Annotated in this window: 21 protein-coding genes and 4 tRNA genes; 23 read left to right on the forward strand and 2 right to left on the reverse strand. The window is 60.2% G+C overall.

Features of this window, described 5'->3' with window-relative positions; genetic code table 11:
• On the reverse strand, positions 1–891 hold the full coding sequence (locus ACQKPC_RS10890; protein ID WP_007905966.1) for a LysR family transcriptional regulator: 891 nt from the start codon (positions 889–891) through the stop codon (positions 1–3).
• Positions 892–1,051: 160 nt separating this feature from the next.
• Between ACQKPC_RS10890 and leuC the strand changes: the two genes are divergently transcribed.
• From leuC to ACQKPC_RS11000, 22 genes are all read left to right on the forward strand, one after another.
• A complete protein-coding gene (gene leuC, locus ACQKPC_RS10895) occupies positions 1,052–2,470 on the forward strand; it encodes a 3-isopropylmalate dehydratase large subunit (RefSeq protein ID WP_427624539.1) in 1,419 nt (472 codons plus the stop codon).
• Between the two features lie 11 nt (positions 2,471–2,481).
• Complete coding sequence (gene leuD / locus ACQKPC_RS10900) at positions 2,482–3,126, forward strand: 3-isopropylmalate dehydratase small subunit (RefSeq protein ID WP_007905962.1); 645 nt, start codon at positions 2,482–2,484, stop codon at positions 3,124–3,126.
• A gap of 147 nt (positions 3,127–3,273) precedes the next feature.
• Positions 3,274–4,041, forward strand: a complete 768-nt coding sequence (locus ACQKPC_RS10905) for a class I SAM-dependent methyltransferase (protein ID WP_427624541.1) — start codon at positions 3,274–3,276, stop codon at positions 4,039–4,041.
• A 79-nt stretch (positions 4,042–4,120) separates the two neighbouring features.
• Complete coding sequence (gene leuB / locus ACQKPC_RS10910; RefSeq protein ID WP_008007203.1) at positions 4,121–5,203, forward strand: 3-isopropylmalate dehydrogenase; 1,083 nt, start codon at positions 4,121–4,123, stop codon at positions 5,201–5,203.
• A 67-nt stretch (positions 5,204–5,270) separates the two neighbouring features.
• Complete coding sequence (asd, locus tag ACQKPC_RS10915; protein WP_008075929.1) at positions 5,271–6,383, forward strand: aspartate-semialdehyde dehydrogenase; 1,113 nt, start codon at positions 5,271–5,273, stop codon at positions 6,381–6,383.
• A 249-nt stretch (positions 6,384–6,632) separates the two neighbouring features.
• Entirely contained in the window at positions 6,633–7,643 is a 1,011-nt protein-coding gene (locus tag ACQKPC_RS10920) for an aspartate-semialdehyde dehydrogenase (RefSeq protein WP_048395145.1), read from the forward strand.
• Between the two features lie 207 nt (positions 7,644–7,850).
• The gene (locus tag ACQKPC_RS10925) at positions 7,851–10,502 is read left to right on the forward strand and encodes a FimV/HubP family polar landmark protein (protein WP_427624542.1); all 2,652 of its coding nucleotides are present in this window, start codon (positions 7,851–7,853) and stop codon (positions 10,500–10,502) included.
• A 343-nt stretch (positions 10,503–10,845) separates the two neighbouring features.
• Positions 10,846–11,670, forward strand: a complete 825-nt coding sequence (truA, locus tag ACQKPC_RS10930) for a tRNA pseudouridine(38-40) synthase TruA (RefSeq protein WP_032830732.1) — start codon at positions 10,846–10,848, stop codon at positions 11,668–11,670.
• Positions 11,671–11,733: 63 nt separating this feature from the next.
• Positions 11,734–12,354, forward strand: coding sequence for a phosphoribosylanthranilate isomerase (locus ACQKPC_RS10935; protein WP_305422085.1), 621 nt, complete (start codon positions 11,734–11,736; stop codon positions 12,352–12,354).
• A gap of 183 nt (positions 12,355–12,537) precedes the next feature.
• Positions 12,538–13,458, forward strand: coding sequence for an acetyl-CoA carboxylase, carboxyltransferase subunit beta (gene accD, locus ACQKPC_RS10940; RefSeq protein WP_007905946.1), 921 nt, complete (start codon positions 12,538–12,540; stop codon positions 13,456–13,458).
• Positions 13,455–14,762 (forward strand): bifunctional tetrahydrofolate synthase/dihydrofolate synthase, encoded by a 1,308-nt coding sequence (folC, locus tag ACQKPC_RS10945; RefSeq protein ID WP_427624543.1) that lies wholly within the window; start codon positions 13,455–13,457, stop codon positions 14,760–14,762. The genes accD and folC overlap by 4 nt, the downstream gene beginning before the upstream one ends.
• Positions 14,746–15,426 (forward strand): SPOR domain-containing protein, encoded by a 681-nt coding sequence (locus ACQKPC_RS10950; protein WP_427624544.1) that lies wholly within the window; start codon positions 14,746–14,748, stop codon positions 15,424–15,426. Before folC ends, ACQKPC_RS10950 begins: the two co-directional genes overlap by 17 nt.
• Before the next feature lie 98 nt (positions 15,427–15,524).
• Positions 15,525–16,085 (forward strand): CvpA family protein, encoded by a 561-nt coding sequence (locus ACQKPC_RS10955; RefSeq protein ID WP_427624545.1) that lies wholly within the window; start codon positions 15,525–15,527, stop codon positions 16,083–16,085.
• Positions 16,086–16,126: 41 nt separating this feature from the next.
• Entirely contained in the window at positions 16,127–17,632 is a 1,506-nt protein-coding gene (gene purF / locus ACQKPC_RS10960) for an amidophosphoribosyltransferase (RefSeq protein ID WP_007905939.1), read from the forward strand.
• Positions 17,633–17,710: 78 nt separating this feature from the next.
• On the forward strand, positions 17,711–18,922 hold the full coding sequence (locus ACQKPC_RS10965) for an O-succinylhomoserine sulfhydrylase (protein ID WP_427624546.1): 1,212 nt from the start codon (positions 17,711–17,713) through the stop codon (positions 18,920–18,922).
• Positions 18,919–19,695, forward strand: a complete 777-nt coding sequence (locus tag ACQKPC_RS10970) for an SDR family oxidoreductase (protein WP_007905933.1) — start codon at positions 18,919–18,921, stop codon at positions 19,693–19,695. The genes ACQKPC_RS10965 and ACQKPC_RS10970 overlap by 4 nt, the downstream gene beginning before the upstream one ends.
• Positions 19,696–19,952: 257 nt before the next feature.
• Positions 19,953–20,028: transfer RNA gene (locus tag ACQKPC_RS10975), tRNA-Val, on the forward strand.
• Between the two features lie 55 nt (positions 20,029–20,083).
• Positions 20,084–20,160, forward strand: a tRNA-Asp gene (locus ACQKPC_RS10980).
• Between the two features lie 93 nt (positions 20,161–20,253).
• Positions 20,254–20,330, forward strand: a tRNA-Asp gene (locus ACQKPC_RS10985).
• Positions 20,331–20,589: 259 nt separating this feature from the next.
• The gene (locus tag ACQKPC_RS10990; protein ID WP_427624548.1) at positions 20,590–21,099 is read left to right on the forward strand and encodes a sigma-70 family RNA polymerase sigma factor; all 510 of its coding nucleotides are present in this window, start codon (positions 20,590–20,592) and stop codon (positions 21,097–21,099) included.
• Positions 21,096–22,040: a FecR domain-containing protein gene (locus ACQKPC_RS10995; protein ID WP_427624549.1), complete on the forward strand. Its 945-nt coding sequence runs from the start codon at positions 21,096–21,098 to the stop codon at positions 22,038–22,040. Before ACQKPC_RS10990 ends, ACQKPC_RS10995 begins: the two co-directional genes overlap by 4 nt.
• Positions 22,041–22,107: 67 nt before the next feature.
• Positions 22,108–24,531 carry a TonB-dependent siderophore receptor gene (locus tag ACQKPC_RS11000; protein ID WP_427624550.1) on the forward strand — a complete coding sequence of 808 codons (2,424 nt, stop codon included), beginning with the start codon at positions 22,108–22,110 and terminating at the stop codon, positions 24,529–24,531.
• 114 nt (positions 24,532–24,645) lie between these two features.
• Here the strand turns inward: ACQKPC_RS11000 and ACQKPC_RS11005 are convergent, their stop codons facing one another.
• Positions 24,646–25,929 carry an NAD(P)/FAD-dependent oxidoreductase gene (locus tag ACQKPC_RS11005; RefSeq protein ID WP_427624552.1) on the reverse strand — a complete coding sequence of 428 codons (1,284 nt, stop codon included), beginning with the start codon at positions 25,927–25,929 and terminating at the stop codon, positions 24,646–24,648.
• 183 nt (positions 25,930–26,112) lie between these two features.
• On the opposite strand from ACQKPC_RS11005, the gene ACQKPC_RS11010 reads away from it, so the two are divergent.
• Positions 26,113–26,189: transfer RNA gene (locus ACQKPC_RS11010), tRNA-Val, on the forward strand.
• Positions 26,190–26,351: the final 162 nt, after the last annotated feature.

Genomic DNA, 26,351 nt, shown 5'->3' on the forward strand with positions numbered 1-26,351 from the left:
TTAGCCGCGAGTCCCTGGCTGATCGATTTGTGCATCCAGCAGAGCCATGAAGGCCCGTGCCGCGTTCGACAGCGTCCGTTCGGTGTGCAGGATATAGCCTAGCTGGCGAGTGAGCTGTATGCCCGGCAAAGGTATGCGCGCCACTTGATCGTCCAGCATGGTGCGCGGCAAAACGCTCCAGGCGAGGCCAATCGAGACCATCATTTTTATGGTTTCCAGATAATTCGTGCTCATGGCGATGTTCGGCGTCAGGCCCTGGGCCTCGAACAGGCGCTGCACGATGTGGTGGGTAAAGGTGTTGCCACCGGGGAAAACCGCGGGGTGCAGGGCAATATCCGCCAGGCTGACTGGACCGTTAGCGATCAGCGAATGCTCTGGGGCGACCACGAAATCCAGCGGGTCGTCCCACACCGGCGTGGCCTTGACCAGTGCATGGGGCTCCGGAGCAAGAGTGATTACCGCCAGTTCGGCGCGGCCATGGAGGATTTCTTCGTAAGCCACTTCCGAATCGAGGAACTGAATATCCAGCGCCACTTGTGGGTAACGTCGGGTGAACTCCCTTAATAAGGGCGGTAAACGGTGCAGGCCGATGTGATGACTGGTGGCCAATGTCAGACGACCGGAGACTTCGCCGGTCAGGTTGGTCAGGGCGCGGCGGGTGTCATCCAGTACATTGAGGATCTGATAGGCCCGTGGCAGCAGGGCGCGACCGGCTTCGGTCAGGCTGACTTCCCGGCCCAGACGATCGAACAGCCGTACCTTCAATTGCTGCTCCAGCCCGGCGATGCGCTTGCTGATGGCGGGTTGCGTCAGGTGTAGCCGTTCGCCAGCGCCGGAGAAGCTTCCGGTCTCGGCAATCGCGATAAAAGCATTGAGGTTGGCGAGGTCCATGATGATGTCTCGGTGGCATTCCAGTTGGTTATGCAAAGCATAAAAAATATGAATTTGAGTTATTTAATGTAACCCCCTAGGATCGACCTCACAAGCCAAAGGGTTATTGAGATTGCTCAAGATCCAGGGCATAGAAACAAGCTGATGAGGAAACCGTCTGATGGCCGGCAAAACGCTCTACGACAAGCTCTGGGATTCGCATTTGGTCAAGCAGCGCGACGATGGCTCGGCGCTGATCTACATCGATCGTCACATCATCCACGAAGTGACCTCGCCGCAAGCCTTCGAAGGCCTGCGTCTGGCCGGGCGCAAGCCTTGGCGCATCGATGCCAACATCGCGACCCCGGACCACAACGTTCCGACTACTGCGGAGCGCAAGGGCGGCATCGAAGCGATTGTCGACCAGGTCTCGCGTTTGCAGGTTCAGACCCTCGACGATAACTGCGACGAATACGGCATCGTCGAATTCAAGATGAATGATGTCCGCCAAGGCATCGTCCACGTCATTGGCCCGGAGCAGGGCGCAACCTTGCCGGGCATGACCGTGGTTTGCGGCGACTCCCACACCTCGACCCACGGCGCGTTTGGTGCCCTGGCTCACGGTATCGGCACTTCCGAGGTCGAGCACGTGCTCGCCACTCAGTGCCTGGTCGCGAAAAAAATGAAGAACATGCTGGTGTCTGTCGAAGGCCAATTGCCGTTCGGCGTGACCGCCAAAGACATCGTCCTCGCAGTGATCGGAAAAATCGGCACCGCCGGCGGTAATGGCCACGCCATCGAATTCGCCGGTAGCGCAATTCGCGATCTGTCGGTCGAAGGCCGCATGACCATTTGCAACATGGCGATCGAGGCCGGCGCTCGCGTAGGTCTGGTGGCTGCCGACGAAAAAACCGTGGCTTACGTCAAGGGCCGTCCATTTGCTCCGAAAGGCGCGGAATGGGATTTGGCTGTCGAAGCCTGGAAAGACCTGGTCTCCGACGCGGATGCCAGGTTCGACACTATCGTCGAGCTCGATGCCACTCAGATCAAGCCGCAAGTCAGCTGGGGTACCTCGCCTGAGATGGTCTTGGCTGTCGATCAGAACGTTCCCGATCCTGCGAAGGAAATGGACCTGGTCAAGCGTGGCTCCATCGAACGCGCTTTGAAATACATGGGTTTGACCGCCAATCAGGCGATCACCGACATTCAGCTGGATCGCGTATTCATTGGCTCCTGCACCAACTCGCGGATCGAAGACCTGCGCGCTGCTGCCGTGATCGCCAAGGGCCGCAAAGTGGCTTCGACCATCAAGCAGGCCATCGTGGTGCCGGGTTCGGGGCTGGTGAAGGCTCAGGCCGAATCCGAAGGCCTGGACAAGATTTTCCTCGAAGCCGGTTTTGAATGGCGCGAACCGGGTTGCTCGATGTGCCTGGCGATGAACCCGGACCGCTTGGAGTCCGGCGAGCATTGCGCGTCGACCTCCAACCGTAACTTCGAAGGCCGTCAGGGCGCCGGTGGCCGTACGCACCTCGTCAGCCCGGCCATGGCCGCCGCCGCCGCCGTGAACGGTCGTTTCGTCGACGTCCGTGAATTGATCTAAAGGAGCGCAGCATGAAAGCTTTTACCCAGCACACTGGTCTTGTCGCGCCTTTGGATCGTGCCAACGTCGACACCGACCAGATCATTCCGAAGCAGTTCTTGAAGTCGATCAAGCGCACCGGGTTCGGCCCGAACCTGTTCGATGAGTGGCGTTACCTGGATGTCGGGCAGCCGTATCAGGACAACTCCAAGCGCCCGTTGAACAAGGACTTCGTCCTCAACGCCGAGCGTTATCAAGGCGCCAGCGTGTTGCTGGCCCGTGAGAACTTCGGTTGCGGCTCCAGCCGCGAGCACGCGCCGTGGGCGCTGGAAGAGTACGGTTTCCGCAGCATCATCGCGCCGAGCTATGCCGATATCTTCTTCAACAACAGCTTCAAGAACGGCCTGCTGCCGATCATTCTGAGCGACGCTGAAGTTGATGAACTGTTCCAGCAGGTTGAGGCGACTCCGGGCTATCAGTTGCAGGTTGATCTGCAAGCCCAGACCGTGACCCGTCCGGATGGCAAGGTGTTGAGTTTTGAGATCGATGCGTTCCGCAAGCACTGCCTGCTCAATGGCCTGGACGACATCGGCCTGACCTTGCAGGACCACGAGGCGATTGCCACGTTTGAAGCCAAACACCGCGCGAGCCAGCCGTGGTTGTTTCGTGATGCGTGATTGATCCGGGTTTTTTGTAGGCAGTTGTGGCCTCATCGCGAGCAGGCTCGCTCTCACATTGGATTTTTGGCGTTCACAGAACCCTTGTGGGAGCGAGCCTGCTCGCGATGAAGACAGCTCATACAACACCAATATCAGGACATAACTATGACCAGCACCGCCCCACACAGTCAGGTAGTACAAAAGCAATTCGGTGAACAGGCCTCGGCCTATCTGAGCAGCGCCGTACACGCTCAAGGCACTGAATTCGCGCTGCTACAGGCTGAACTGGCGGGGCAGGGTAATGCTCGTGTGCTCGACCTCGGTTGCGGGGCCGGTCATGTGAGTTTTCACGTGGCTTCGCTGGTCAAGGAAGTGGTGGCTTACGACCTGTCTCAACAAATGCTCGACGTGGTGGCCGCTGCTGCTGTCGATCGCGGCTTGGGCAATGTGTCCACCGTACTCGGTGCCGCCGAGCGCCTGCCGTTCGCCGATGGCGAGTTCGATTTCGTTTTCAGCCGCTACTCAGCGCACCATTGGAGCGACCTTGGGCTGGCCCTGCGCGAAGTTCGCCGGGTGCTGAAGCCGGGTGGGGTGGCGGCGTTCATCGATGTGTTGTCGCCGGGCAGCCCGTTATTCGACACTTACCTGCAAAGCGTCGAAGTGCTGCGCGACACCAGCCACGTGCGCGATTATTCTGCTGGCGAGTGGTTGCGTCAGGTCAGCGAAGCGGGGTTGCATACCCGCAGCACCACGCGCCAACGGCTGCGTCTGGAGTACACCTCCTGGGTCGAGCGCATGCGCACGCCGCAGGCGATGCGCGCGGCAATCCGCGAGTTGCAGCAATCGATGGGCAATGAAGTTCGCGAGTATTTTGAGATTGAGGCCGATGGCTCGTTCAGTACAGATGTGCTGGTGCTGATGGCTGAACGATAAGCTCTGAAGCATAAGCTCCGAGCGATAGAATTTTTCCGGGCGTGCCCAAGGGCGTGCCGACTGATGACATGAGGAAAGCATGAGCAAGCAGATTCTGATTCTCCCGGGTGACGGTATTGGCCCGGAAATCATGGCCGAAGCAGTCAAGGTGCTGGAGCTGGCGAACGACAAGTACAGCCTGGGTTTCGAACTGAGCCATGACGTGATCGGTGGCGCCGCCATCGACAAGCACGGCGTGCCGCTGGCTGATGAAACCCTGGCCCGTGCCCGTGCCGCCGATGCGGTATTGCTGGGCGCCGTGGGCGGCCCGAAATGGGACACCATCGAGCGTGACATTCGCCCTGAGCGCGGTCTGCTGAAAATCCGCGCGCAATTGGGCCTGTTCGGCAATCTGCGTCCGGCGATCCTGTACCCGCAACTGGCCGAGGCTTCCAGCCTGAAGGCAGAAATCGTGGCGGGCCTGGACATCCTGATCGTCCGTGAACTGACCGGCGGCATTTACTTCGGCGCGCCACGTGGCGTGCGTGAACTGGAAAACGGCGAGCGTCAGGCCTACGACACCCTGCCGTACAGCGAGACCGAAATCCGCCGTATCGCCCGTGTCGGTTTCGACATGGCCCGCGTACGCGGCAAGAAGCTGTGCTCGGTGGACAAGGCCAACGTGCTGGCCTCCAGCCAACTGTGGCGTGAAGTCGTCGAGCAAGTGGCCAAGGACTACCCGGACGTCGAACTGAGCCACATGTACGTCGACAACGCCGCCATGCAACTGGTGCGTGCACCGAAGCAATTCGACGTGATCGTCACCGACAACCTGTTCGGCGACATTCTTTCCGACGAAGCGTCGATGCTCACCGGTTCGATCGGTATGCTGCCGTCGGCGTCGCTGGATGCCAACAACAAAGGCATGTACGAGCCGTGCCACGGTTCGGCGCCAGACATCGCTGGCAAGGGCATTGCCAACCCGTTGGCGACCATTTTGTCGGTGTCGATGATGCTGCGTTACAGCTTCAATCTGCAGGATGCGGCCGATGCTATCGAGAAGGCCGTGAGCCTGGTATTGGACCAGGGCCTGCGCACGGGCGACATCTGGTCGGCCGGTTGCACCAAGGTCGGTACGCAGGAAATGGGCGACGCAGTAGTCGCCGCGCTGCGGAATCTGTAATCTCTTTGGCCCGCTGCAATTTTCAACCATGAAAGCAGCGGCCCACTTTTAAGAAGGTGTAGTTGCGATGAAACGTGTAGGTCTGATCGGTTGGCGCGGTATGGTCGGTTCCGTGCTCATGCAGCGGATGCTGGAAGAGCAGGATTTCGATCTTATTGAGCCGGTGTTTTTCACCACTTCCAATGTCGGTGGCCAAGGCCCGTCCGTGGGCAAGGACATTGCTCCGCTTAAGGACGCTTACAGCATTGAAGAGCTGAAAACCCTCGACGTGATTCTGACCTGCCAAGGTGGTGACTACACCAGCGAAGTTTTCCCGAAGCTGCGCGAAGCCGGCTGGCAGGGTTACTGGATCGACGCCGCTTCCAGCCTGCGCATGCAGGATGACGCGGTGATCGTGCTGGACCCGGTGAACCGCAAGGTCATCGACCAGCAGCTCGACGCGGGCACCAAGAACTACATCGGCGGCAACTGCACCGTCAGCCTGATGCTGATGGGCCTGGGTGGCCTGTTTGAAGCTGGTCTGGTCGAGTGGATGAGCGCCATGACCTATCAGGCTGCGTCCGGTGGCGGCGCGCAGCACATGCGTGAACTGATCAAGCAAATGGGTGTGACCCACGCCGCTGTCGCCGATCAACTGGCCGACCCGGCCAGTGCCATCCTCGACATCGACCGTCGTGTTGCCGAAGCCATGCGCAGCGACGCATACCCGACCGAAAACTTCGGTGTACCGCTGGCTGGCAGTCTGATCCCGTGGATCGACAAGGAACTGCCAAACGGCCAGAGCCGCGAAGAGTGGAAGGCTCAGGCCGAGACCAACAAGATCCTCGGTCGCTTCAAGAGCCCGATCCCGGTGGACGGCATCTGCGTGCGCATCGGCGCCATGCGTTGCCACAGCCAGGCGCTGACCATCAAGCTGAACAAAGATGTGCCGATCGCCGACATCGAAGGGCTGATCAGCCAGCACAACCCTTGGGTCAAGCTGGTGCCGAACAACCGCGAAATCAGCATGCAGGAGCTGAGCCCTACAAAGGTCACCGGCACCCTGAACGTGCCGGTTGGCCGTCTGCGCAAGCTGAACATGGGTTCGCAGTTCGTCGGTGCCTTCACCGTCGGCGACCAACTGCTGTGGGGCGCGGCCGAACCGCTGCGTCGCATGCTGCGGATTCTGCTTGAGCGTTGATTGATTGATGTAATGAAAGAGCCCGTGCCTTGAAAGAGGTGCGGGTTTTTTGTTCCCGCCGATCGTTCCCACGCTCTGCGTGGGAATGCATCCCGTGACGCTCCGCGTCACTGCCTCAACGGCGGACGCAGAGCGTCCATGGCGGCATTCCCACGCAGAGCGTGGGAACGATCAAATCCCCCGTCGAATTGCCTCACTGCCAACCACCCGGTAAAGTGCCGCTCCCCCCGTTTCGCCAGAGGTAGAACCATGAGCCAGTCCTTTGATATTGCCGTGATCGGCGCCACCGGTACTGTCGGCGAAACACTCGTCCAGATTCTCGAAGAGCGGGACTTTCCGGTCGGTAACCTGCACCTGCTGGCGAGCAGTGAATCGGCCGGTCATTCGGTGCCGTTTCGCGGCAAGAACGTGCGGGTGCGGGAAGTCGATGAGTTCGATTTCAGCAAAGTCCAGTTGGTGTTCTTCGCCGCCGGCCCGGCGGTGACCCTTAGTTTCGCTCCGCGTGCCACGGCCGCCGGTTGCTCGCTGATCGACCTGTCCGGCGCCTTGCCGGCCGATCAGGCGCCGCAAGTGGTGCCTGAGGCCAACGCTGAAATTCTGGCCGGCCTGAAAAAACCTTTCCAGGTCAGCAGCCCAAGTCCTTCGGCCGCGACGCTGGCGGTGGTGCTGGCGCCGTTGCTCGGTTTGCTCGACCTGCAACGCATCAGCCTGACGGCGTGTCTGGCGGTCTCTGCCCAAGGCCGCGAAGCGGTCACCGAGCTGGCCCGGCAAACCGCCGAGCTGCTTAACGTGCGTCCGCTGGAGCCGGCTTTCTTCGATCGGCAGATGGCTTTCAACCTGCTGGCGCAAGTCGGTAAACCTGATGATCAGGGCCATACGTTGCTGGAAAAACGCCTGGTGCGCGAACTGCGTCAGGTCATGGCGCTACCGTTATTAAAGATTTCCGTCACTTGTATTCAAGCTCCGGTGTTTTTTGGCGATAGCTTTAGCGTGACCTTGCAGTCGTCGAGCGCTGTCGACCTGGCGAAAGTCAACGCGGCTCTGGAAGCGGCGCCCGGTATCGAACTGGTCGAGGCGGGCGATTACCCGACCCCGGTAGGCGATGCGGTAGGGCAGGACGTGGTTTACGTTGGTCGGGTTCGTAGCGGGATCGACGACCCGGCGGAACTTAATGTGTGGCTGACGTCAGATAACGTACGCAAAGGCGCCGCGCTCAATGCTGTGCAGGTGGCTGAATTGTTGATAAAAGACCTGCTGTAAAAGATACTTGGCAACAATTTATCGAATGATTCCCGTCAAGCGTCATGCTTGGCCGGAATGCTTAAGGTGAGCCACCCCGCAGGGCTTCCCATTGCATGAATGAAATGATCGCGCGCGACGACCTTCGCCGCCGCGCGCAATGCCTTACGGCAGCGGCAATCAACACCTTCTCGCTGGCCGAGGAATGTTCAAACAAAGGAAGAGGTTATGGTTCAAGTTCGCAAACTGGTGTTAGCAATAGCGGCCGCCTCGGCGCTGTCCTCCGGTATGGCGCATGCCCTCGGGCTCGGGGAATTGACCCTGAAATCGACGCTGAACCAGCCTCTGGTCGCAGAAATCGAGTTGCTCGACGTCAAGGACCTCACGGCTGCCGAAGTGGTGCCGAGCCTGGCCTCGCCCGACGATTTCGCCAAGGCCGGTGTCGATCGTCAGGCGTTTCTCAATGACCTGACCTTCACCCCCGTGCTTAACGCCAGCGGCAAAAGCATCCTGCGCGTTACGTCCAGCAAACCGCTGTCCGAACCGATGGTGAAATTCCTGGTTCAGGTGATGTGGCCCAACGGTCGTCTGCTACGCGACTACAGCGTGCTGCTCGATCCGTCCAAATTCTCGCCGCAGACCGCCGATGCCGCCGCACAACCAGCGCCAGCCCAAACGGTGACTGCGCCAGTCACTGGCGCGACCAAATCGTCGCAATACACCACCACGCCGCGCGATACCCTATGGGAGATCGCCGCGAAGGCGCGTAATGGCGGTTCGATCCAGCAGACCATGCTGGCCATCCAGGCGCTGAATCCGGATGCGTTCATCGACGGCAACATCAATCGACTGAAAACCGGTCAGGTGCTGCGCCTGCCTGATCAGGTGCAGAGCACCAACCTGCCACAGCCCAAGGCCATCGCTGAGGTCTCCGCGCAGAACACCGCGTGGCGTCAGGGGCGTCGCTACGTGGCGAAACCGGGAACCGGTCAGCAGCAACTCGACGCCACCAAACGCGCTCGCGGTGAAGGTGCTTCATCGCAGCCTGCCGCAGACAAACTGAGCCTGGTGTCTGCCGATACCGGCAAGGGCGGCAAAGGTGCCGCTGGTGATGCGAAAGCGTTGAGCAACAAACTGGCTGTCACCCAGGAAAGCCTCGACACTACTCGTCGTGACAACGCTGAACTGAAAAGCCGCATGAGCGATCTGCAAAGTCAGCTGGACAAGCTGCAACGCCTGATCGAACTGAAGAACAACCAATTGGCCAAGTTGCAGGCCGAAGGCGGCGCGGATGCACCAGTGGCGGCTACGACCGCTCCGGCGATGTCGGCTGAGCTGGCGGCCAGTCCTGCGGCATCGCCTGCGGACGCGGCCCCGGCCCCTGCGCCAGAGGCTGCCGCACCAGAAGCCGTTCCGGCGCCAGCCGTCGAGCCAACACCTGCGACATCCGATGATCAGAAATTCAACGAGCTGCTGACCAATCCGATTCTGCTGGGGCTGGTGGGTGGCGGTGCGGTGGTGCTGTTGCTCTTGCTATTGTTGCTGGCCCGTCGCCGCAAAGCCCAGCAAGAAGCCGAGAAGCATCTGCGCATGGCCCGTGCCTTGGAGGAGGAGCAAGAGTTCTCCGTCGACCAGGACCTGCCGCCAAGCAGCTTCGAAGGCCTGGAAGTTCCGCCGCCGAGCGTGAAACTTGCGACCGCACCAACGCCTGCACCCGCGCCGGCCCCGGTGATTGCTCCGGTTGTGGTGACGCCGCCGATCGCTGCGCCACTGGTGTCGCCTGCCGCCGAGCGTTCCGATCGTTCCGGCGACGTACTGGCTCAGGCGCAGTCGCACATTGCCGGCGGTCGTCTGAATCAAGCCGCCGCATTGCTGGAAGACGCTATCAAGCAAGAGCCGCAACGCAGTGACCTGCGCTTGAAGTTGATGGAAGTCTACGGTCAGCAGGGCGACCGCGATGCGTTCGTCGCTCAGGAGCGTCAACTGGTGGCCAACGGCGATAACTTCGCCCGGGTTGAAGAATTGAAAAGCCGCTTCCCGGCCATGGCTGTTGTGGCGGCCAGCGGTCTGGCTGCCGCCGCCATCGCTGCCGAGCTGGACGCGCAATACGTCAAGGACCTGCTGCTGGACGAGCCGCAAGCCCCGGAGCCGGCATTGTCCGACTTCGACAGCGCCTTCGATCTGAGCCTGGACGATCTGGAGGCGGCTACGCCGATTGCGCCAGTTGTTGCTGCGGAGCCGGAGGTGGAGCCAACGCCCGCACCAGCACCAGAAGAGCTGGCTGAGCTGGACGAATTCCCGCTGGACGACGATCTGAGCTTTGAGTCGGTGTTGCAGCAACAGACTGAAATCAAGGAAAACCTCGACGATCTGTCGGTCTTCGACCTGGACATGGATCTGGGCGGCGACGCCTCGCCGGCAATCCTGGCCGAAGATGACTTCCTGCTGAGTCTGGATGACGATCTCAAGGATTTGCCTGTCGCCGAAGCGGCGCCCGTGATCGAGCCGACGCTCGACGACCTGGAGCTGCCAGCGGATTTCGACCTGTCGCTGGCCGATGAAATGGACGCCGCTGCCCCGGACCAGCCTGATGCCTTCGAAAGTGAACTCAACGACGTCAACGCTGAGCTGGATCGTCTGTCCCAGAGTTTAGGTGAGCCTAGCTTCACCGCCGAAGACGCTTTGGCCTCCGCAGCTGATGAGCCGGACTTCGATTTCCTCTCCGGCACCGACGAAGTCGCCACCAAACTCGACCTGGCCCAGGCCTACATCGACATGGGCGACAGCGACGGCGCTCGGGACATCCTCAATGAGGTAGTGACCGAGGGTGATGCGGGTCAGAAGAGCGAAGCCAAGGAAATGCTGTCGCGTCTGGCGTGATTGATCGATAAAGGTGTAAGTAAAACGGCAGCCCTGTGAGGCTGCCGTTTTTGTTTGGGTGCTGATGCATTGACGTCAGCTATACCGCCATCGCGAGCAGGCTCGCTCCCACAGGGTTTGGTGCCAGGCACACACGAGGCGAACAACCCCGATCAAATGTGGGAGCGAGCCTGCTCGCGATGAGGGCATCCCGTTCAGCATCAAACCCGGCATTGCACTGATTGGATGGGGCACGAAGATCACGCAGCTCTGGCGTCCCCGCCCGGCAGCCTTATAATGCATGCCTTTGCGCAGATCAGCAGGCTGTCACCCCTTGGCAAATATAGATAATCCGGCCGCCGAAATGGCGGCCGACGGCTTTTTCCGGATCGCGTTGGGCGTTGAATACAAAGGTTCGCGCTATCGCGGCTGGCAGCGCCAGGCCTCCGGTGTGCTCACGGTGCAGGAAACCCTTGAAAAGGCCTTGTCCAAAGTCGCCGACTCGCCGGTGTCGCTGCTCTGCGCCGGGCGCACTGACGCCGGTGTGCATGCCTGCGGTCAGGTGGTGCATTTCGATACCCAGGTCGAGCGTTCGATGAAGGCCTGGGTGATGGGCGCCAATATCAACTTGCCCCACGACGTCAGCGTCAGTTGGGCGAAGGTCATGCCGGCGCATTTCCATGCGCGGTTCAAGGCGATCGCCAGGCGCTATCGCTACGTGATCTACAACGATCAGATTCGTCCGGCGCACCTGAACGATGAAATTACCTGGAACCACCGCCCGCTGGACGTCGAGCGCATGTCCGAAGCCGCTCAGTATCTGGTCGGTACCCACGACTTCAGTGCATTCCGCGCCGGTCAGTGTCAGGCCAAGTCGCCGATCAAGGAGCTGCATCATTTACGTGTGACGCGCCACGGCAAAATGATCGTGCTGGATATTCGCGCCAGTGCGTTCCTGCACCACATGGTGCGCAACATCGCCGGTGTGCTGATGACCATCGGTGCCGGCGAGCGTCCCGTGGAGTGGATGAAAGAAGTCCTGGAAAGTCGTATCCGTCGTTCCGGCGGGGTGACGGCCCATCCGTTTGGCCTGTACCTGGTACAGGTCGAGTACCGCGACGAGTTCGAACTGCCCGAGCGTTACATCGGCCCACACTTCCTCACCGGTTTCTCGGAACTTGACGGCTGACGCCCTCGAACGCTTTTGTTACCATCCGGGACTTTCCCGGATTTGTCCTGAGGTTCTATCGACATGTCAGCCGTTCGCAGCAAAATTTGTGGGATTACCCGCATAGAGGATGCGTTGGCGGCGGTCGAGGCCGGGGCCGATGCCATCGGTTTTGTGTTCTACGCCAAAAGCCCACGGGCCGTGACGTTTCAGCAGGCGAGGGCGATCATCAAGGCCTTGCCGCCGTTCGTGACCACCGTGGGTTTGTTCGTCAATGCCAGCCGCTGCGAGTTGGGGGAAATTCTCGATGCCGTACCGCTGGATCTGTTGCAGTTCCATGGCGACGAAACCGCGGCCGACTGCGAGGGCTGGCATCGGCCATACATCAAGGCGTTGCGGGTCAAGGCCGGTGATGACATCGCAGCGGCTTGCGATGCCTATGCCAGTGCCAGCGGGATCCTGCTCGACACGTACGTCGAAGGCGTTCCCGGGGGAACCGGTGAAGCGTTCGACTGGTCTCTGATACCGCAAGGCCTGAGCAAGCCGATCATCCTGGCGGGCGGCTTGACACCGGACAACGTCGCAGAGGCGATTGCCCGGGTTCGGCCTTACGCGGTGGACGTCAGTGGTGGGGTAGAGGCGAGCAAGGGCATCAAGGATCACGCAAAGATTCAGGCGTTCATCAAGGCGGTTGTAGGGGCTTGATGTGACGGCTGGCACACTGCCGCCGTCCACAGGCATGGCTGAGGATATTTGGGGTTGTACGCAGGTCGCATCTCGCTGACCCGGCACGCCATCGATCATCGCCACACATATGAATTTAGCTCAAGGGCATACGCGGGGCTGCGAACCAGAGCGTTCGGGCCGCCGGTACTGGAGAAAGAAAGCATGAGCAACTGGTTAGTAGACAAACTGATCCCTTCGATCATGCGTTCCGAGGTCAAGAAGAGCTCGGTGCCTGAAGGTCTGTGGCACAAATGCCCGTCTTGCGAGGCGGTGCTGTATCGTCCGGAGCTGGAAAAGACCCTGGATGTTTGCCCCAAGTGCAACCACCACATGCGTATTGGCGCTCGCGCGCGTATTGACATCTTCCTCGACGCTGACGGCCGTGCCGAACTGGGCGCGGACCTGGAGCCGGTTGACCGTCTGAAATTCCGCGACGGCAAGAAGTACAAGGATCGCCTGACCGCTGCGCAAAAGCAGACCGGCGAAAAAGACGCACTGATCTCCATGAGCGGTACCTTGCTGGGCATGCCGGTCGTGGTGTCGGCCTTCGAATTCTCCTTCATGGGTGGCTCGATGGGCGCCATCGTCGGTGAGCGCTTCGTGCGTGCCGCCAATTACGCCCTGGAAAACCGTTGCCCGATGATCTGCTTCGCTGCCTCCGGTGGTGCGCGGATGCAGGAAGCGCTGATTTCCCTGATGCAAATGGCCAAGACCTCCGCGGTGCTGGCGCGTCTGCGTGAAGAAGGCATTCCGTTCATCTCGGTACTGACCGACCCGGTCTACGGCGGTGTTTCTGCCAGTCTGGCGATGCTCGGCGACGTAATTGTCGGTGAGCCGAAAGCCCTGATCGGTTTTGCCGGCCCGCGCGTTATCGAACAAACCGTTCGCGAAAAACTGCCGGAAGGCTTCCAGCGCAGTGAGTTCCTGCTGGAACACGGTGCGATCGACATGATCATTCACCGTCAGGAACTGCGTCCTCGTCTGGGCAACCTGCTGGCACAAATGATGGGCCTGCCGACGCCAAAATTCGTCGCCGCGCCGATCGAGCCGATCGTGGTTCCGCCGGTGCCTGCCAACATATGACCCAACGCACCCTTGGCGAGTGGCTCGCCTACCTTGAACAGTTGCATCCTTCGGCCATCGACATGGGGCTGGAGCGTTCGCAGCAGGTAGCGTCCCGCATGGGACTGGGCAAGCCGGCGCCTCGGGTGATCACGGTTACTGGCACCAACGGCAAGGGTTCTACCTGCGCGTTCGTGGCTTCGTTGCTGCGGGCGCAGGGCCTGAACGTGGGTGTCTACAATTCTCCGCACCTGCTGCGTTACAACGAGCGGGTGCAGGTCAATGGCGTCGAAGCCACTGACGCCCAGCTGTGCGAAGCCTTCGCTGCGGTCGAGGCCGGTCGTGGCGACACTTCCCTGACGTACTTCGAGATGGGCACCCTGGCGGCGTTCTGGCTGTTTCAACAGGCAGGGCTTGATGCGGTGGTGCTGGAAGTGGGGCTGGGCGGGCGCCTGGATACGGTCAACGTAGTCGACGCAGACATGGCGCTGGTCACCAGTATCGGTGTCGATCATGCGGACTATCTGGGTGATACCCGTGAGTCCGTGGCTTACGAGAAAGCCGGCATTTTCCGCCAGGGCGCGCCTGCGCTCTGTGGCGATCTGAATCCCCCTCAGCCTTTGCTGGATAAAGCGCGCGAGCTCAATTGCCCGTTTTTCCTGCGTGGACGCGATTTCGACCTGGGTATCACCGATCACAACTGGCAATGGCGCGGCCTTGATGCTCAAGGGCGTGCAGTCGAGTTGCATGATCTGCCATTGCTCGATCTGCCGATGGAGAACGCCGCCCTGGCGTTGCAGGCTTACCTGCTGCTCGGTTTGCCTTGGGTGGATGCGCAGATTATCGAAGCCCTGAAAGCGACACGCGTGGTCGGTCGTCTCGATCGCCGTCAGTTCGACTGGCAGGGCAAGCGTCTTAATGTGTTGCTGGACGTGGGGCACAACCCCCATGCGGCAGAATACCTGGCCCGTCGTCTGGCCAGTCGACCACCGGCCGGCAAGCGTCTGGCGGTGTTCGGGTTGTTGGCGGACAAGGATCTGGATGGTGTTGTCGGTGAATTGAATGCTAGTGTCCAGCATTGGGCTGTCGCCCCGCTGAATTCGCCGCGGGCGCGACCCGTTGAGCAGTTGCACGCGGCGTTGCAGAACCTTGGCGCCTCGGTAACGTCTTATGACAGCGTGGCCGCAGCCCTGGAAGGGCAGTGCGCGCAGGCGACGAGCGACGACGAAATTCTGTTGTTCGGATCATTTTATTGTGTCGCCGAGGCCCTTGAATGGCTGGCCCGGCACTCCACGGAGGAAGCGGCAAATGGCTTTGCTGGATAAGGCGTACAAGCAGCGCATGGTCGGTGCCCTGGTGCTGGTGGCGCTGGCGGTGATTTTCCTGCCAATGCTGTTTTCCCGTCAGGACGAACAGCGCCAGGTGAGGGTTGACGCGCCGGCTGCACCGCAAGCGCCGGCTGTGCCGCAAGTGCAGGTCGAACCGGTGGTGGTGCCTGAACCGCAGGCGTTGCCGCAGGAGCCTGTGCCAAGCGATGACGAAATTGCCGCGCAGCAAGCGCCGTCGACACCGATTGCGCCAAGTGCGCCAAGTGCGCCAAGTGCTCCCGTGGCCCCGGCGCCACCGGCTGCCAAACCGGTCACGCCACCTCCGGCGCCAGTCGCCAAGCCTGTACCGGCACCTGCCCAGCCAATCGCTGCTGCACCGACCAAGCCGGCTACCACCCCAAGCCGCGTCGATGCCAATGGCCTGTCAGTCAGTTGGTCGGTGCAACTGGCCAGTCTATCGAGCCGCGAGAGCGCTGAAAGCCTGCAGAAAACCCTGCGCAGCCAAGGCTATAACGCCTATATCCGCTCCGCCGATGGCAAGAATCGGGTGTTCGTCGGGCCGCTGATCGAGCGCGCGGAAGCCGATCGTCTGCGTGACTTGTTGAGTCGCCAGCAGAACCTCAAGGGTTTTGTGGTGCGTTTTCAGCCTGAGCGCGGTTAAAACTATCGCCCTGATTTGAAAAGCACTGATAATCTCAGCTTACCGACAGCCATGGGCTCTGCTAAAATGCGCCGCCTTATCTGTCTGTAGGCTGCACTGTGCCATTTACCTGGGTTGACTGGGCGATCGTTGCAATCGTCGCCATCTCCGCTTTGATCAGTCTTAGCCGCGGCTTCGTCAAAGAAGCACTCTCGCTGCTGACCTGGATCATCGCAGGAGCCGTTGCCTGGATGTTCGGTGGTTCATTGTCCGAGTACCTCGGCGGATACATCGAAACGCCATCGGCTCGTGTGATCACGGGCTGTGCCATCATGTTTGTCGCCACTTTAATCGTAGGCGCAATGATCAATTATCTTATCGGCGAATTGGTTCGCGTCACCGGGCTATCCGGGACCGATCGATTCCTCGGCATGGCCTTCGGCGCCGCGCGTGGCGTGTTGCTGGTGGTCGAGGCGGTCGGGCTGTTGAGCCTGGGGCCGGTACAGCAGGACGGGTGGTGGCAACAATCACAGCTCGTGCCAAAATTTCTATTGGTCGCAGACTGGTCCAAAAACCTGATTCTTGGGTGGAGCAGTCAGTGGCTTGCCAGCGGAATCAGCGTACCCGCTGATATACCGTTCAAGGAGCACCTCTTGCCGACGGCCAAAACGCCTCAGTGAGTTGTGTTCAGTTCAGATCCATTAAGTAGGGGTTGCGTCGCATGTGTGGCATCGTCGGTATCGTCGGTAAGTCGAACGTCAATCAGGCGCTGTATGACGCGCTAACCGTCCTCCAGCACCGCGGCCAGGACGCTGCCGGTATCGTGACCAGCCATGATGGCCGGTTATTCCTGCGCAAGGACAATGGGCTGGTGCGTGACGTGTTCCATCAACGTCACATGCAGCGCCTGGTCGGCCACATGGGCATTGGCCATGTGCGTTACCCGACCGCGGGCAGCTCGACTTCGGCCGAAGCCCAACCGTTTTACGTCAACTCGCCTTACGGCATTACCCTGGCGCATAACGGTAACCTGACCAACGTTGAGCAACTGGCCAAGGAGATTTACGAATCTGACCTGCGCCACGTCAACACCAATTCCGATTCGGAAGTGCTGCTCAACGTGTTCGCACACGAACTGGCCCAGCGCGGCAAGTTGCAGCCGACCGAAGAAGACGTGTTCGCTGCCGTCACCGACGTGCACAACCGTTGCGTCGGTGGTTACGCGGTCGTGGCGATGGTGACCGGCTACGGCATCGTCGGTTTCCGCGATCCACACGGCATCCGCCCGATCGTTTTCGGTCAGCGTCACACCGACGAAGGCGTCGAGTACATGATCGCCTCCGAAAGCGTTTCGCTTGACGTACTCGGTTTCACCCTGATTCGCGACCTGGCACCGGGCGAAGCGGTCTACATTACTGAAGACGGCAAGCTGCACACCCGTCAGTGCGCGACCAACCCGTCGCTGACTCCGTGCATTTTCGAGCACGTTTATCTGGCGCGTCCGGACTCGATCATCGACGGCGTCTCGGTCTACAAGGCCCGCCTGCGCATGGGCGAGAAGCTTGCCGAGAAGATCCTGCGCGAGCGTCCGGACCACGACATCGACGTGGTTATCCCGATTCCGGACACCAGCCGCACCGCGGCCCTGGAGCTGGCGAACCACTTGGGCGTCAAGTTCCGCGAAGGCTTCGTGAAGAACCGCTACATCGGCCGGACCTTCATCATGCCGGGCCAGGCTGCACGGAAAAAATCCGTACGCCAGAAGCTCAACGCCATCGAGCTGGAGTTCCGCGGCAAGAACGTGATGCTGGTGGACGACTCCATCGTTCGCGGCACAACCTGCAAGCAGATCATCCAGATGGCTCGCGAAGCCGGCGCCAAAAACGTCTATTTCTGCTCCGCGGCACCGGCTGTGCGTTACCCGAACGTCTACGGCATCGACATGCCGAGCGCTCACGAGTTGATCGCGCACAACCGTTCGACCCAGGACGTTGCCGACCTGATCGGCGCTGACTGGTTGATCTATCAGGACCTGCCTGACTTGATCGAAGCGGTCGGTGGCGGCAAGATCAAGATCGAGAAGTTCGATTGCGCGGTGTTCGACGGCCAGTACGTCACCGGCGACGTCGACGAGGCTTACCTGAACAAGATCGAGCAGGCGCGCAACGATGCCTCCAAGGTCAAGACCCAGGCAGTCAGTGCGATCATCGATCTGTACAACAACTGAGTAACTACCGGCCCCTAGGGGCCGGTTTTGTATCTACTAAAGACTCTCTAAATCAAGAGCAGGGCAAGGAGTGACAGCATGAGTCAGGATTGGGATGCCGGTCGGCTGGACAGCGACCTCGAAGGCGTAGCGTTCGATACCCTGGCCGTACGCGCCGGTCAGCACCGCACGCCGGAAGGCGAACACGGTGATCCGATGTTCTTCACTTCCAGCTACGTATTCCGTACCGCCGCCGACGCGGCCGCGCGCTTTGCTGGCGAAGTGCCGGGTAACGTTTACTCGCGCTACACCAACCCGACCGTGCGCGCGTTCGAAGAGCGCATTGCCGCGCTGGAAAGCGCCGAGCAAGCCGTGGCTACTGCCACTGGCATGGCCGCGATCATGGCGGTGGTGATGAGCCTGTGCAGTGCCGGCGACCATGTTCTGGTCTCGCGCAGCGTGTTCGGCTCGACCATCAGCCTGTTCGAGAAGTACTTCAAGCGCTTCGGCATCGAAGTCGATTACGTGCCCTTGGCGGACTTGTCCGGCTGGAATGCGGCAATCAAGTCCAATACCAAATTGCTGTTCGTCGAGTCGCCGTCCAATCCGTTGGCCGAACTGGTGGATATCAAGGCGCTGTCGGAAATTGCTCACGCCAAGGGCACGATGCTGGTAGTCGACAACTGCTTCTGCACGCCTGCGTTGCAACAGCCGCTGAAGCTGGGTGCGGACATCGTTGTGCACTCGGCGACCAAGTTCATCGACGGCCAGGGCCGTTGCATGGGCGGCGTTGTGGCCGGTCGTAGCGAGCAGATGAAAGAAGTCGTCGGTTTCCTGCGTACTGCCGGGCCGACCCTGAGCCCGTTCAACGCCTGGATCTTCCTCAAGGGGCTGGAAACGCTGAGTCTGCGCATGAAGGCGCACTGCGCCAATGCCCAGCAACTGGCCGAGTGGCTGGAGCAGCAGGACGGTATCGAGAAGGTCCATTACGCGGGCCTCAAGAGCCATCCGCAGCATGAGCTGGCCCAGCGTCAGCAGAAGGGTTTCGGTGCGGTCGTGAGTTTCGAGGTCAAGGGTGGCAAAGAGGGCGCCTGGCGCTTTATCGATGCGACGCGCCTGATCTCCATCACCGCCAACCTGGGCGACAGCAAAACAACTATCACTCACCCGAGCACCACCTCTCACGGCCGTCTCGCGCCGCAAGAGCGTGAAGCGGCGGGGATCCGTGACAGTCTGATCCGCATTGCGGTCGGTCTGGAAGACGTGGCAGACCTGCAGGCCGATCTGGCGCGCGGGTTGGCTGCCTTGTGATCGAGTTGTCGACGCCGACCACGGGTACCCATGGCCGCGTCGCGCTGGTCACCGGTGCTGCGCGCGGCATCGGTCTGGGGATTGCGGCCTGGCTGATCAGTGAAGGCTGGCAGGTGGTGCTGACCGATCTGGATCGGGAACGCGGTTCGAAAGTGGCGAAGGTGCTTGGCGAAAACGCCTGGTTCATCGCCATGGATGTCGCGAATGAAGCGCAGGTGGCGCTGGGGGTGGCCGAGGTGCTCGGGCAGTTCGGGCGTCTGGATGCGCTGGTGTGCAATGCCGCGGTGGCCGATCCGCACAACATCACCCTGGAAAGCCTCGATCTGGCCTACTGGAACCGGGTGTTGGCGGTAAACCTAAGCGGGCCGATGCTGTTGGCCAAGCACTGCGCGCCGTACCTGCGCGCTCACAGCGGCGCCATCGTCAATCTGGCCTCGACCCGTGCCGGCCAGTCAGAACCCGACACAGAGGCTTATGCGGCGAGCAAGGGCGGCCTGTTGGCCCTGACTCACGCCTTGGCCATCAGCTTGGGGCCGGAGATTCGCGTCAATGCGGTCAGCCCAGGCTGGATCGACGCGCGAGACCCTGCGGCACGGCGTGCCGAACCGCTGACCGACGCCGATCATGCGCAGCATCCTGCGGGCAGGGTAGGGACGGTCGAGGACGTGGCGGCGATGGTGGCGTGGTTGCTGTCCAAGAACGCCGGGTTCGTCACGGGCCAGGAGTTCGTGGTCGACGGTGGTATGACCAAGAAGATGATTTACAGCGAGTAAATCCAAGCGTGGCTGCGATGGATGTAGCCAGCATTGATGTTGAATGTGCCGCCGTCTTCGCGAGCAAGCCCGCACACACTGAATTTATGTCGATCACAAACCTGTGGTCTGCCGCAGATTCAGTGTGGGAGCGGGCTTGCTCGCGAAAGCGGTCTGACTGGGTAAGACACAATTTTGTCTTTTTCAGAAAAACTTCAAGCAGGGTATTGACTTAGCTTCGGTACCTGCGTAAATTTCGCGGCCTCGGAGATGCAAACGGGTGATTAGCTCAGCTGGGAGAGCGTCTGCCTTACAAGCAGAATGTCGGCGGTTCGATCCCGTCATCACCCACCAATTCCGAGAGTCTTGCGAAAGCAAGATGGAAGCTTTTAAAAGCCTCCACCGACGCGCAGCGGTAGTTCAGTCGGTTAGAATACCGGCCTGTCACGCCGGGGGTCGCGGGTTCGAGTCCCGTCCGCTGCGCCATATTTTCCGAGTCAGGTTTACCTGCCTCGAGATTGAAAGGCCTCGAGGCTTTCCAGTCAGACGAGTTACTTGGGCGAAAGTCCAAAGCGATACGCAGCGGTAGTTCAGTCGGTTAGAATACCGGCCTGTCACGCCGGGGGTCGCGGGTTCGAGTCCCGTCCGCTGCGCCATATCTGCCTCAAGGCCCACTGAACGCCTTGGAGCTACGAAGCAAGTCGCTGGTAAAACCGGCGGATGTTTCGAGTCGATAGCAAAAACCCTGGTCGAAAGACCGGGGTTTTTTGTGTCTGCGATTTGGCTTTTCCTCTCTCATGTCCTTCCCGCCCAACCTTTCTGCGCCCCAATTGCATAAAGGACTTGGTTCACAGCTCCGACATTAATTAGAATCACTCTCATTTACGATAACTCCTTGGCACAGGGCTTCTTGAGATGAGTGATGCAGCGATGCCGAAGGAGCAAACCTTCCACGAACTGTACCGCGATCACCGTGGCTGGCTGGAAGGCTGGTTGAGAAGACGCATGGGCAATGGCTGTGATGCGGCGGACCTGAGCCAGGATACGTTCCTGCGTTTGCTCGCCAGCTCTCAACGAATTGCCGATCTGCAAGAGCCCCGTGCCTATCTGCTTACCGTGGGCAAACGCCTGCTGAGTAATTTCTATAAACGTCGAAGCCTCGAGCAGGCTTATCTGACGGCACTGGCGGCGTTGCCGGAAGACTGTGTGCCGTCGCCCGAGCAGCGCTGGTTGTTGCTCGAAACCCTGCAAGCCCTGGATGAATTGCTCGATGGATTGCCGGCGGCAGTACGTAGGACGTTTCTCTGGAGCCAGCTGGAAGGCTTGAACTATCAGCAAATCGCCGAGCGCCTGCAGGTATCGGAGCGCACGATCAAGCGCTACATGGCGCAAGCCTATGAGCATTGCCTGTTGGTGGAACTGTGAACAGTCCGGTGCCAGATGCCCGTCAGGCGGTGCGAGCTGCCGCGCAGTGGCTCGCCTTGCTGGAATCTGGAAGTGCCAACGAGCAGGATCGTGCGAATCTGCAACGTTGGCGCGACAGTTGCGTCAGTCACGAGCAGGCTTGGCAGAAGGCTCAAGCCTTGCGTCAGCGGTTTGCCGATCTGCCTTCAGCGTTGGCGCTCAAAAGTCTGGATCGCCCCGATCCGGGTCGGCGTATGGTGCTCAAGCGTGCATTGGGTGCGGTGGCGTTGGTGCCGGCGGCTTGGCTGATCAGCCGACAATTGCCTTTGGATGTCTGGCGAGCCGATCTGCATACAGCCACCGGGGAGCGCAAACAGGTACAGCTCGCTGATGGCAGTTCCTTGCAGCTCAATACGGCCAGTGCCGTCGATATGGATTTGCAGAGCCGTCGCTTGAAGCTTATTGAGGGCGAGTTGTCGTTGAGGGTGCCGAGCGCGTCGCCGCTGACGATTCAAACGAAGTTTGGACAGATCATCGTCAGCCAAAGCGAAATCTGTGTTCGTCAGCAAGCGCGCGGTTGCCGCGTGTCGGTGTACAGCGGCGCCGTGCAGTTGAAGCCCTTGCAGGGGGCGGCGTTGGCTTTGCGCACTGGTCAACAAGTCAGCCTTCAAGCAACCGGTGTCGGGCCGATCAGCCCATTCGACGTGCTTGCGCCAGGTTGGCGAGAAGGCATGCTGATGGCGAAAAACCAACCGCTGGGAGATTTCCTGCGCGAACTCAGTGCTTATCGACCGGGTGTGCTGCGTTGGGAACCGGAGCTTGAAGCGTTGCGTGTCACCGGCAGTTTCCGTCTGGACGACACCGATCGCGTCCTCGCGTTGCTCGCGGCCAGTCTGCCGCTGGAGGTGCATTCACGTACCCGTTATTGGGTGACGTTGCTGCCGCGCAAAAATAGTGTGTGAAGCCTGTCCCCTTTTTTCGGCTCGCTTGTCATTCAAGGCATGTGAACGAATCAAGAGAACTCTATCAATGCCCGCAGTAATACCTTGCTGTCCGCGTCCGGCTTCTTCCCGCCTGCGTCCGTTGTTGCACCTGAGCCTGTTGCTGGGCCTGAGTGCCAGTCCATTATTCATCACAGCCAGTTGGGCCGAAGACAGTGCCCGGCGCAATTATCAGGTGCCTGCCGGCAGCCTGAGCGATGCGCTGACCCGCTTCGCCGGTCTGTCTGGCGTCAATCTCTCGGTAGACCCGGCACTGGTGGGTGGTCGCACCAGCCCTGGTCTTTCCGGCGAATTCGCGGTCGAGGAGGGCTTTGCCCGGCTATTGCAGGGTTCTGGTCTGCAGCTGCAGCCGGTGGGCGAACAGGCCTACATCCTGACCCCGGCGCCAGAAGGCAGCAGCCTGCAACTGGCCCCCACCTCGATTCTCGGTGCCACGGGCGGGGCGGACGGCGAGGTGTATGCCGGCGGCCAGGTCGCGCGTCGCGGGTCGCAAGGCTTGCTGGGCTCGAAAGATTTCATGGAAACGCCGTTCAGCATGACCACCTACACCGGCGAGGCAGTCAAAAACCTGCAGGCTCGGACCTTGGGCGACCTGATCGCCAGTGATCCTTCGGTTCGCGCCACCAACCCGGCGGGTGGGCGTTATGAGCAGTTCACCATTCGCGGGTTCAGCCTGTTCAACAGTGATGTCGCCTACAACGGTCTCTACGGCGTCCTGCCGACCTATACGATCGACATGGAGATGGCCGACCGCGTCGACATCATCAAAGGCCCGAGCCAGCTCATCAACGGCATCTCGCCGCGGGGCAGTGTGGGTGGCGGGATCAACGTGGTGCCCAAGCGCGCGACCGACAAGCCCATCACTTCGTTCACCGGTAGCTACGCTTCCGACAATCAGGTCGGCGGTGCCGTGGATGTTGGTCGGCGCTTTGGTGAGGACAACAAATTCGGTATTCGTTTCAACGGCGTGAAGCAGTCCGGCGACACCGAATGGGATCACCAGAGTGTCGACCGCGAGATGGCCGTGCTGGGCCTGGATTTTCGCGGTGAGCGCCTGCGACTCTCGACGGACATCGGGCGCACTGAGCGTGATACCGACGCCCCGCAGGAGCGCGTGCAGGTCGGCGCCAATGCGAAGGTGCCGAATGCGAACGATGTGCGCGACAACTATGCACAACCCTGGAGCAAGGCGAGTACCAACGACACGTTCGGGGCGGTGAACGGCGAATTTGATGTCAGCGATTCCATCATGCTGTACGGGGGCGTGGGCGCGCGTAAAAGCAATCATGACTTCCTCCGGCATGCCGTTGCAGTCACCAATGATGCCGGCGATTTCAGCGTTCAGCCGCGTGACTTCACCCGTGACGAAAATGTCCGGACGGCCACGGCAGGGGTGCGCAACTGGTTTCATACCGGCCCGGTGAGCCATGAAGTCAATCTGGCCGCCAGCTATTTCTACATGGACTTCGAAAATGGCGGCGCCCGTTATGCAGCGGCCCGCAGCAACCTCTACGACCCCGTGGAAACACCAACTCCTGGCAGACCGACTCGACTCGATTCGAAGGTCTACACCGAGAACCGCTTCAGCGGCGTGGCGTTGTCCGACACCCTGGGTTTCTTCGATGACCGGCTGCTGCTGACCCTCGGCGCCCGCTGGCAGCGCGTGAAGGTTGACGACTGGACGGATGATGTCAAAGGCGCCACGGCCTACGATGAAGAAAAGGTATCGCCGTCAGGCGGCATCCTGTTTAAGGCAACCGATAAGCTGTCGCTGTATGCCAACTACATGGAGGGCCTGAGCCAGGGCAAGATCGCGCCGTCGACCTCTGTGAACGAGGATGAGATATTCCCACCGTTCATCAGCCGCCAGGTCGAGGTCGGCGCCAAGTATGACGCGGGTGCGTTCGCTGTGACTGCCGCGGTGTTCCGGATCAAGCAGCCGGCCTATGAGACCAACGCCACGACGCGGGTTTTCGGCCCGAACGGCAAGCGCGAGAATACTGGCGTGGAGCTGAGTGTGTTCGGTGAACCGCTTAAAGGTTTCCGCCTGCTCGGCGGTGTCATGTACATCGACAGCGAGTTGAGCAACACCACCAACGGCACCTACGACGGCAACCGGGCACCGGCCACGCCGAAATACAACGTCAACCTGGGCGCCGAGTGGGACGTGCCGACCGTACAGGGCCTGACCCTGACCAGTCGCGGCCTCTATTCCAGCTCGCAGTATCTGGACCAGTCCAACAACAAGGAAATCGACGCCTGGGAGCGTTTCGACGTGGGTGCACGCTACGCGTTCAAGATCGATGAAAAGAACATCACCCTGCGTGCCAATGTCGAGAACGTGGCGGACAAACGCTACTGGAGTTCGGCCGGGGCCTCAGATGACAGCGAGCCTGGCTTGACGTTGTCGACCCCACGCACCTACCTCCTTTCGGCGACGGTCGACTTCTGAATACGGTCTATTTCTGAAAACAGATCAGAAGGTGTAAACCTTATTCAGGACGGGACATGCTGATTTAAAAAGGGGCAACTTTTCAGTTGCCCCTTTTTTCGTCTGTGTGTCCCGTCAGAAACCCAGTTTGTCTCGCAATCCGTAATACCAGGCGCCCAATGCAGCGAATGGTGTACGCAGCAATTGTCCGCCGGGAAACGGGTAGTGGGGCAGGTCGGCAAAGGCGTCGAAGCGCTCGGCCTGGCCGCGTAATGCTTCGGCCAGTACCTTGCCCGCCAGGTGTGTATACGTTACGCCGTGGCCGCTGCAACCCTGGGAATAGTAGATGTTGTCGCCCAGCCGTCCGACCTGGGGAAGTCGCGACAGGGTCAGCAGGAAATTACCGGTCCAGGCGTAATCGATTTTCACGTCCTTGAGCTGCGGGAAGGCCTTGATCATCTTCGGTCGAATGATCGCCTCGATGTTCGCCGGGTCGCGCGCACCGTAGACCACGCCGCCGCCGAAAATCAGGCGTTTGTCAGCGCTCAGGCGGTAGTAATCAAGCAGGTAGTTACAGTCTTCGACGCAGTAGTCCTGAGGCAACAGGCGCTTGGCCAATTCATCGCCCAAGGGTTCGGTGGCGATCACTTGAGTCCCGCAGGGCATCGACTTCGCCGCCAGCTCCGGCACCAGATTGCCGATGTAAGCGTTGCCGGCGACGATGATGAATTTGGCCCTGACCTTGCCCTGAGGCGTATACACCACCGGATTGGTGCCGCGCTCGATGCGCACCGCTGGCGACTGCTCGTAAATGGTGCCGCCCAGCGACTCCACGGCTGCTGCCTCGCCCAAGACAAGATTGAGCGGATGAATATGCCCGCCGCTCATATCGAGCATGCCGCCGACGTATTGATCGCAAGCCACCACTTCACGGATGCGTCGCTGATCCAATAGCTCAAGTTGCGTATGACCGAAGCGCTCCCACAGGCGCTTCTGGGATTCCAGATGGCCCATCTGCTTGGCGGTAATGGCGGCGAACACACCGCCGTCCTTCAGGTCGCACTGGATGTTGTATTTGGCCACCCGCTCACGAATGATCCGCCCACCCTCGAACGCCATTTGGCCCAATAGCTGAGCTTGCTTGGGGCCGACACTGCGCTCGATCACATCGATATCACGGCTGTAGCTGTTAACGATCTGGCCACCGTTGCGCCCCGATGCGCCAAAACCCACTTTGGCCGCTTCCAGCACCTTTACCCGAAAACCGTTCTCCAGCAGGAACAGGGCAGAGGACAGGCCGGTATAACCGGCGCCGATGACACAGACATCAGTCTCTACATCATCCTGCAAGGCCGGGCGCGGCGGCGCTACATTTGCCGATGCGGCGTAATAGGACTCTGGGTAGGGAGTGTTCGCCATCCTGCAGCCTCTGTTTAATATATTTTACGAGTGTATCGATCCTACCCGAGTTAAAAAACGACCGCCAGCCAGCGGAAAATCTTCTTTGCCACAGCAAAATTAAATATTTTGCATATTCATAGGGTTAGGTGAAAAAAAGGTGTTGACACCCCTTCGGAATTCCGTAGAATGCCGCCTCACAGCAGGCACGTAGCTCAGTTGGTTAGAGCACCACCTTGACATGGTGGGGGTCGTTGGTTCGAGTCCAATCGCGCCTACCAAACAAAATCCGCTCTGCTGGGCGGTCTAGAAGGGCTCACCGAAAGGTGGGCCCTTTTTTGTTGTCTGTGTCCCGTCCTGAATAAGGTTTACACCTTCTGATCTGTTTTTCAGGAGGACGTAATGGAATCAGCAAAAAGGCGTAGTCAGCGAGACTACACGCT

The sequence above is a fragment of the Pseudomonas sp. NPDC089918 genome (genome assembly GCF_050280605.1).
Lineage (GTDB): Bacteria > Pseudomonadota > Gammaproteobacteria > Pseudomonadales > Pseudomonadaceae > Aquipseudomonas.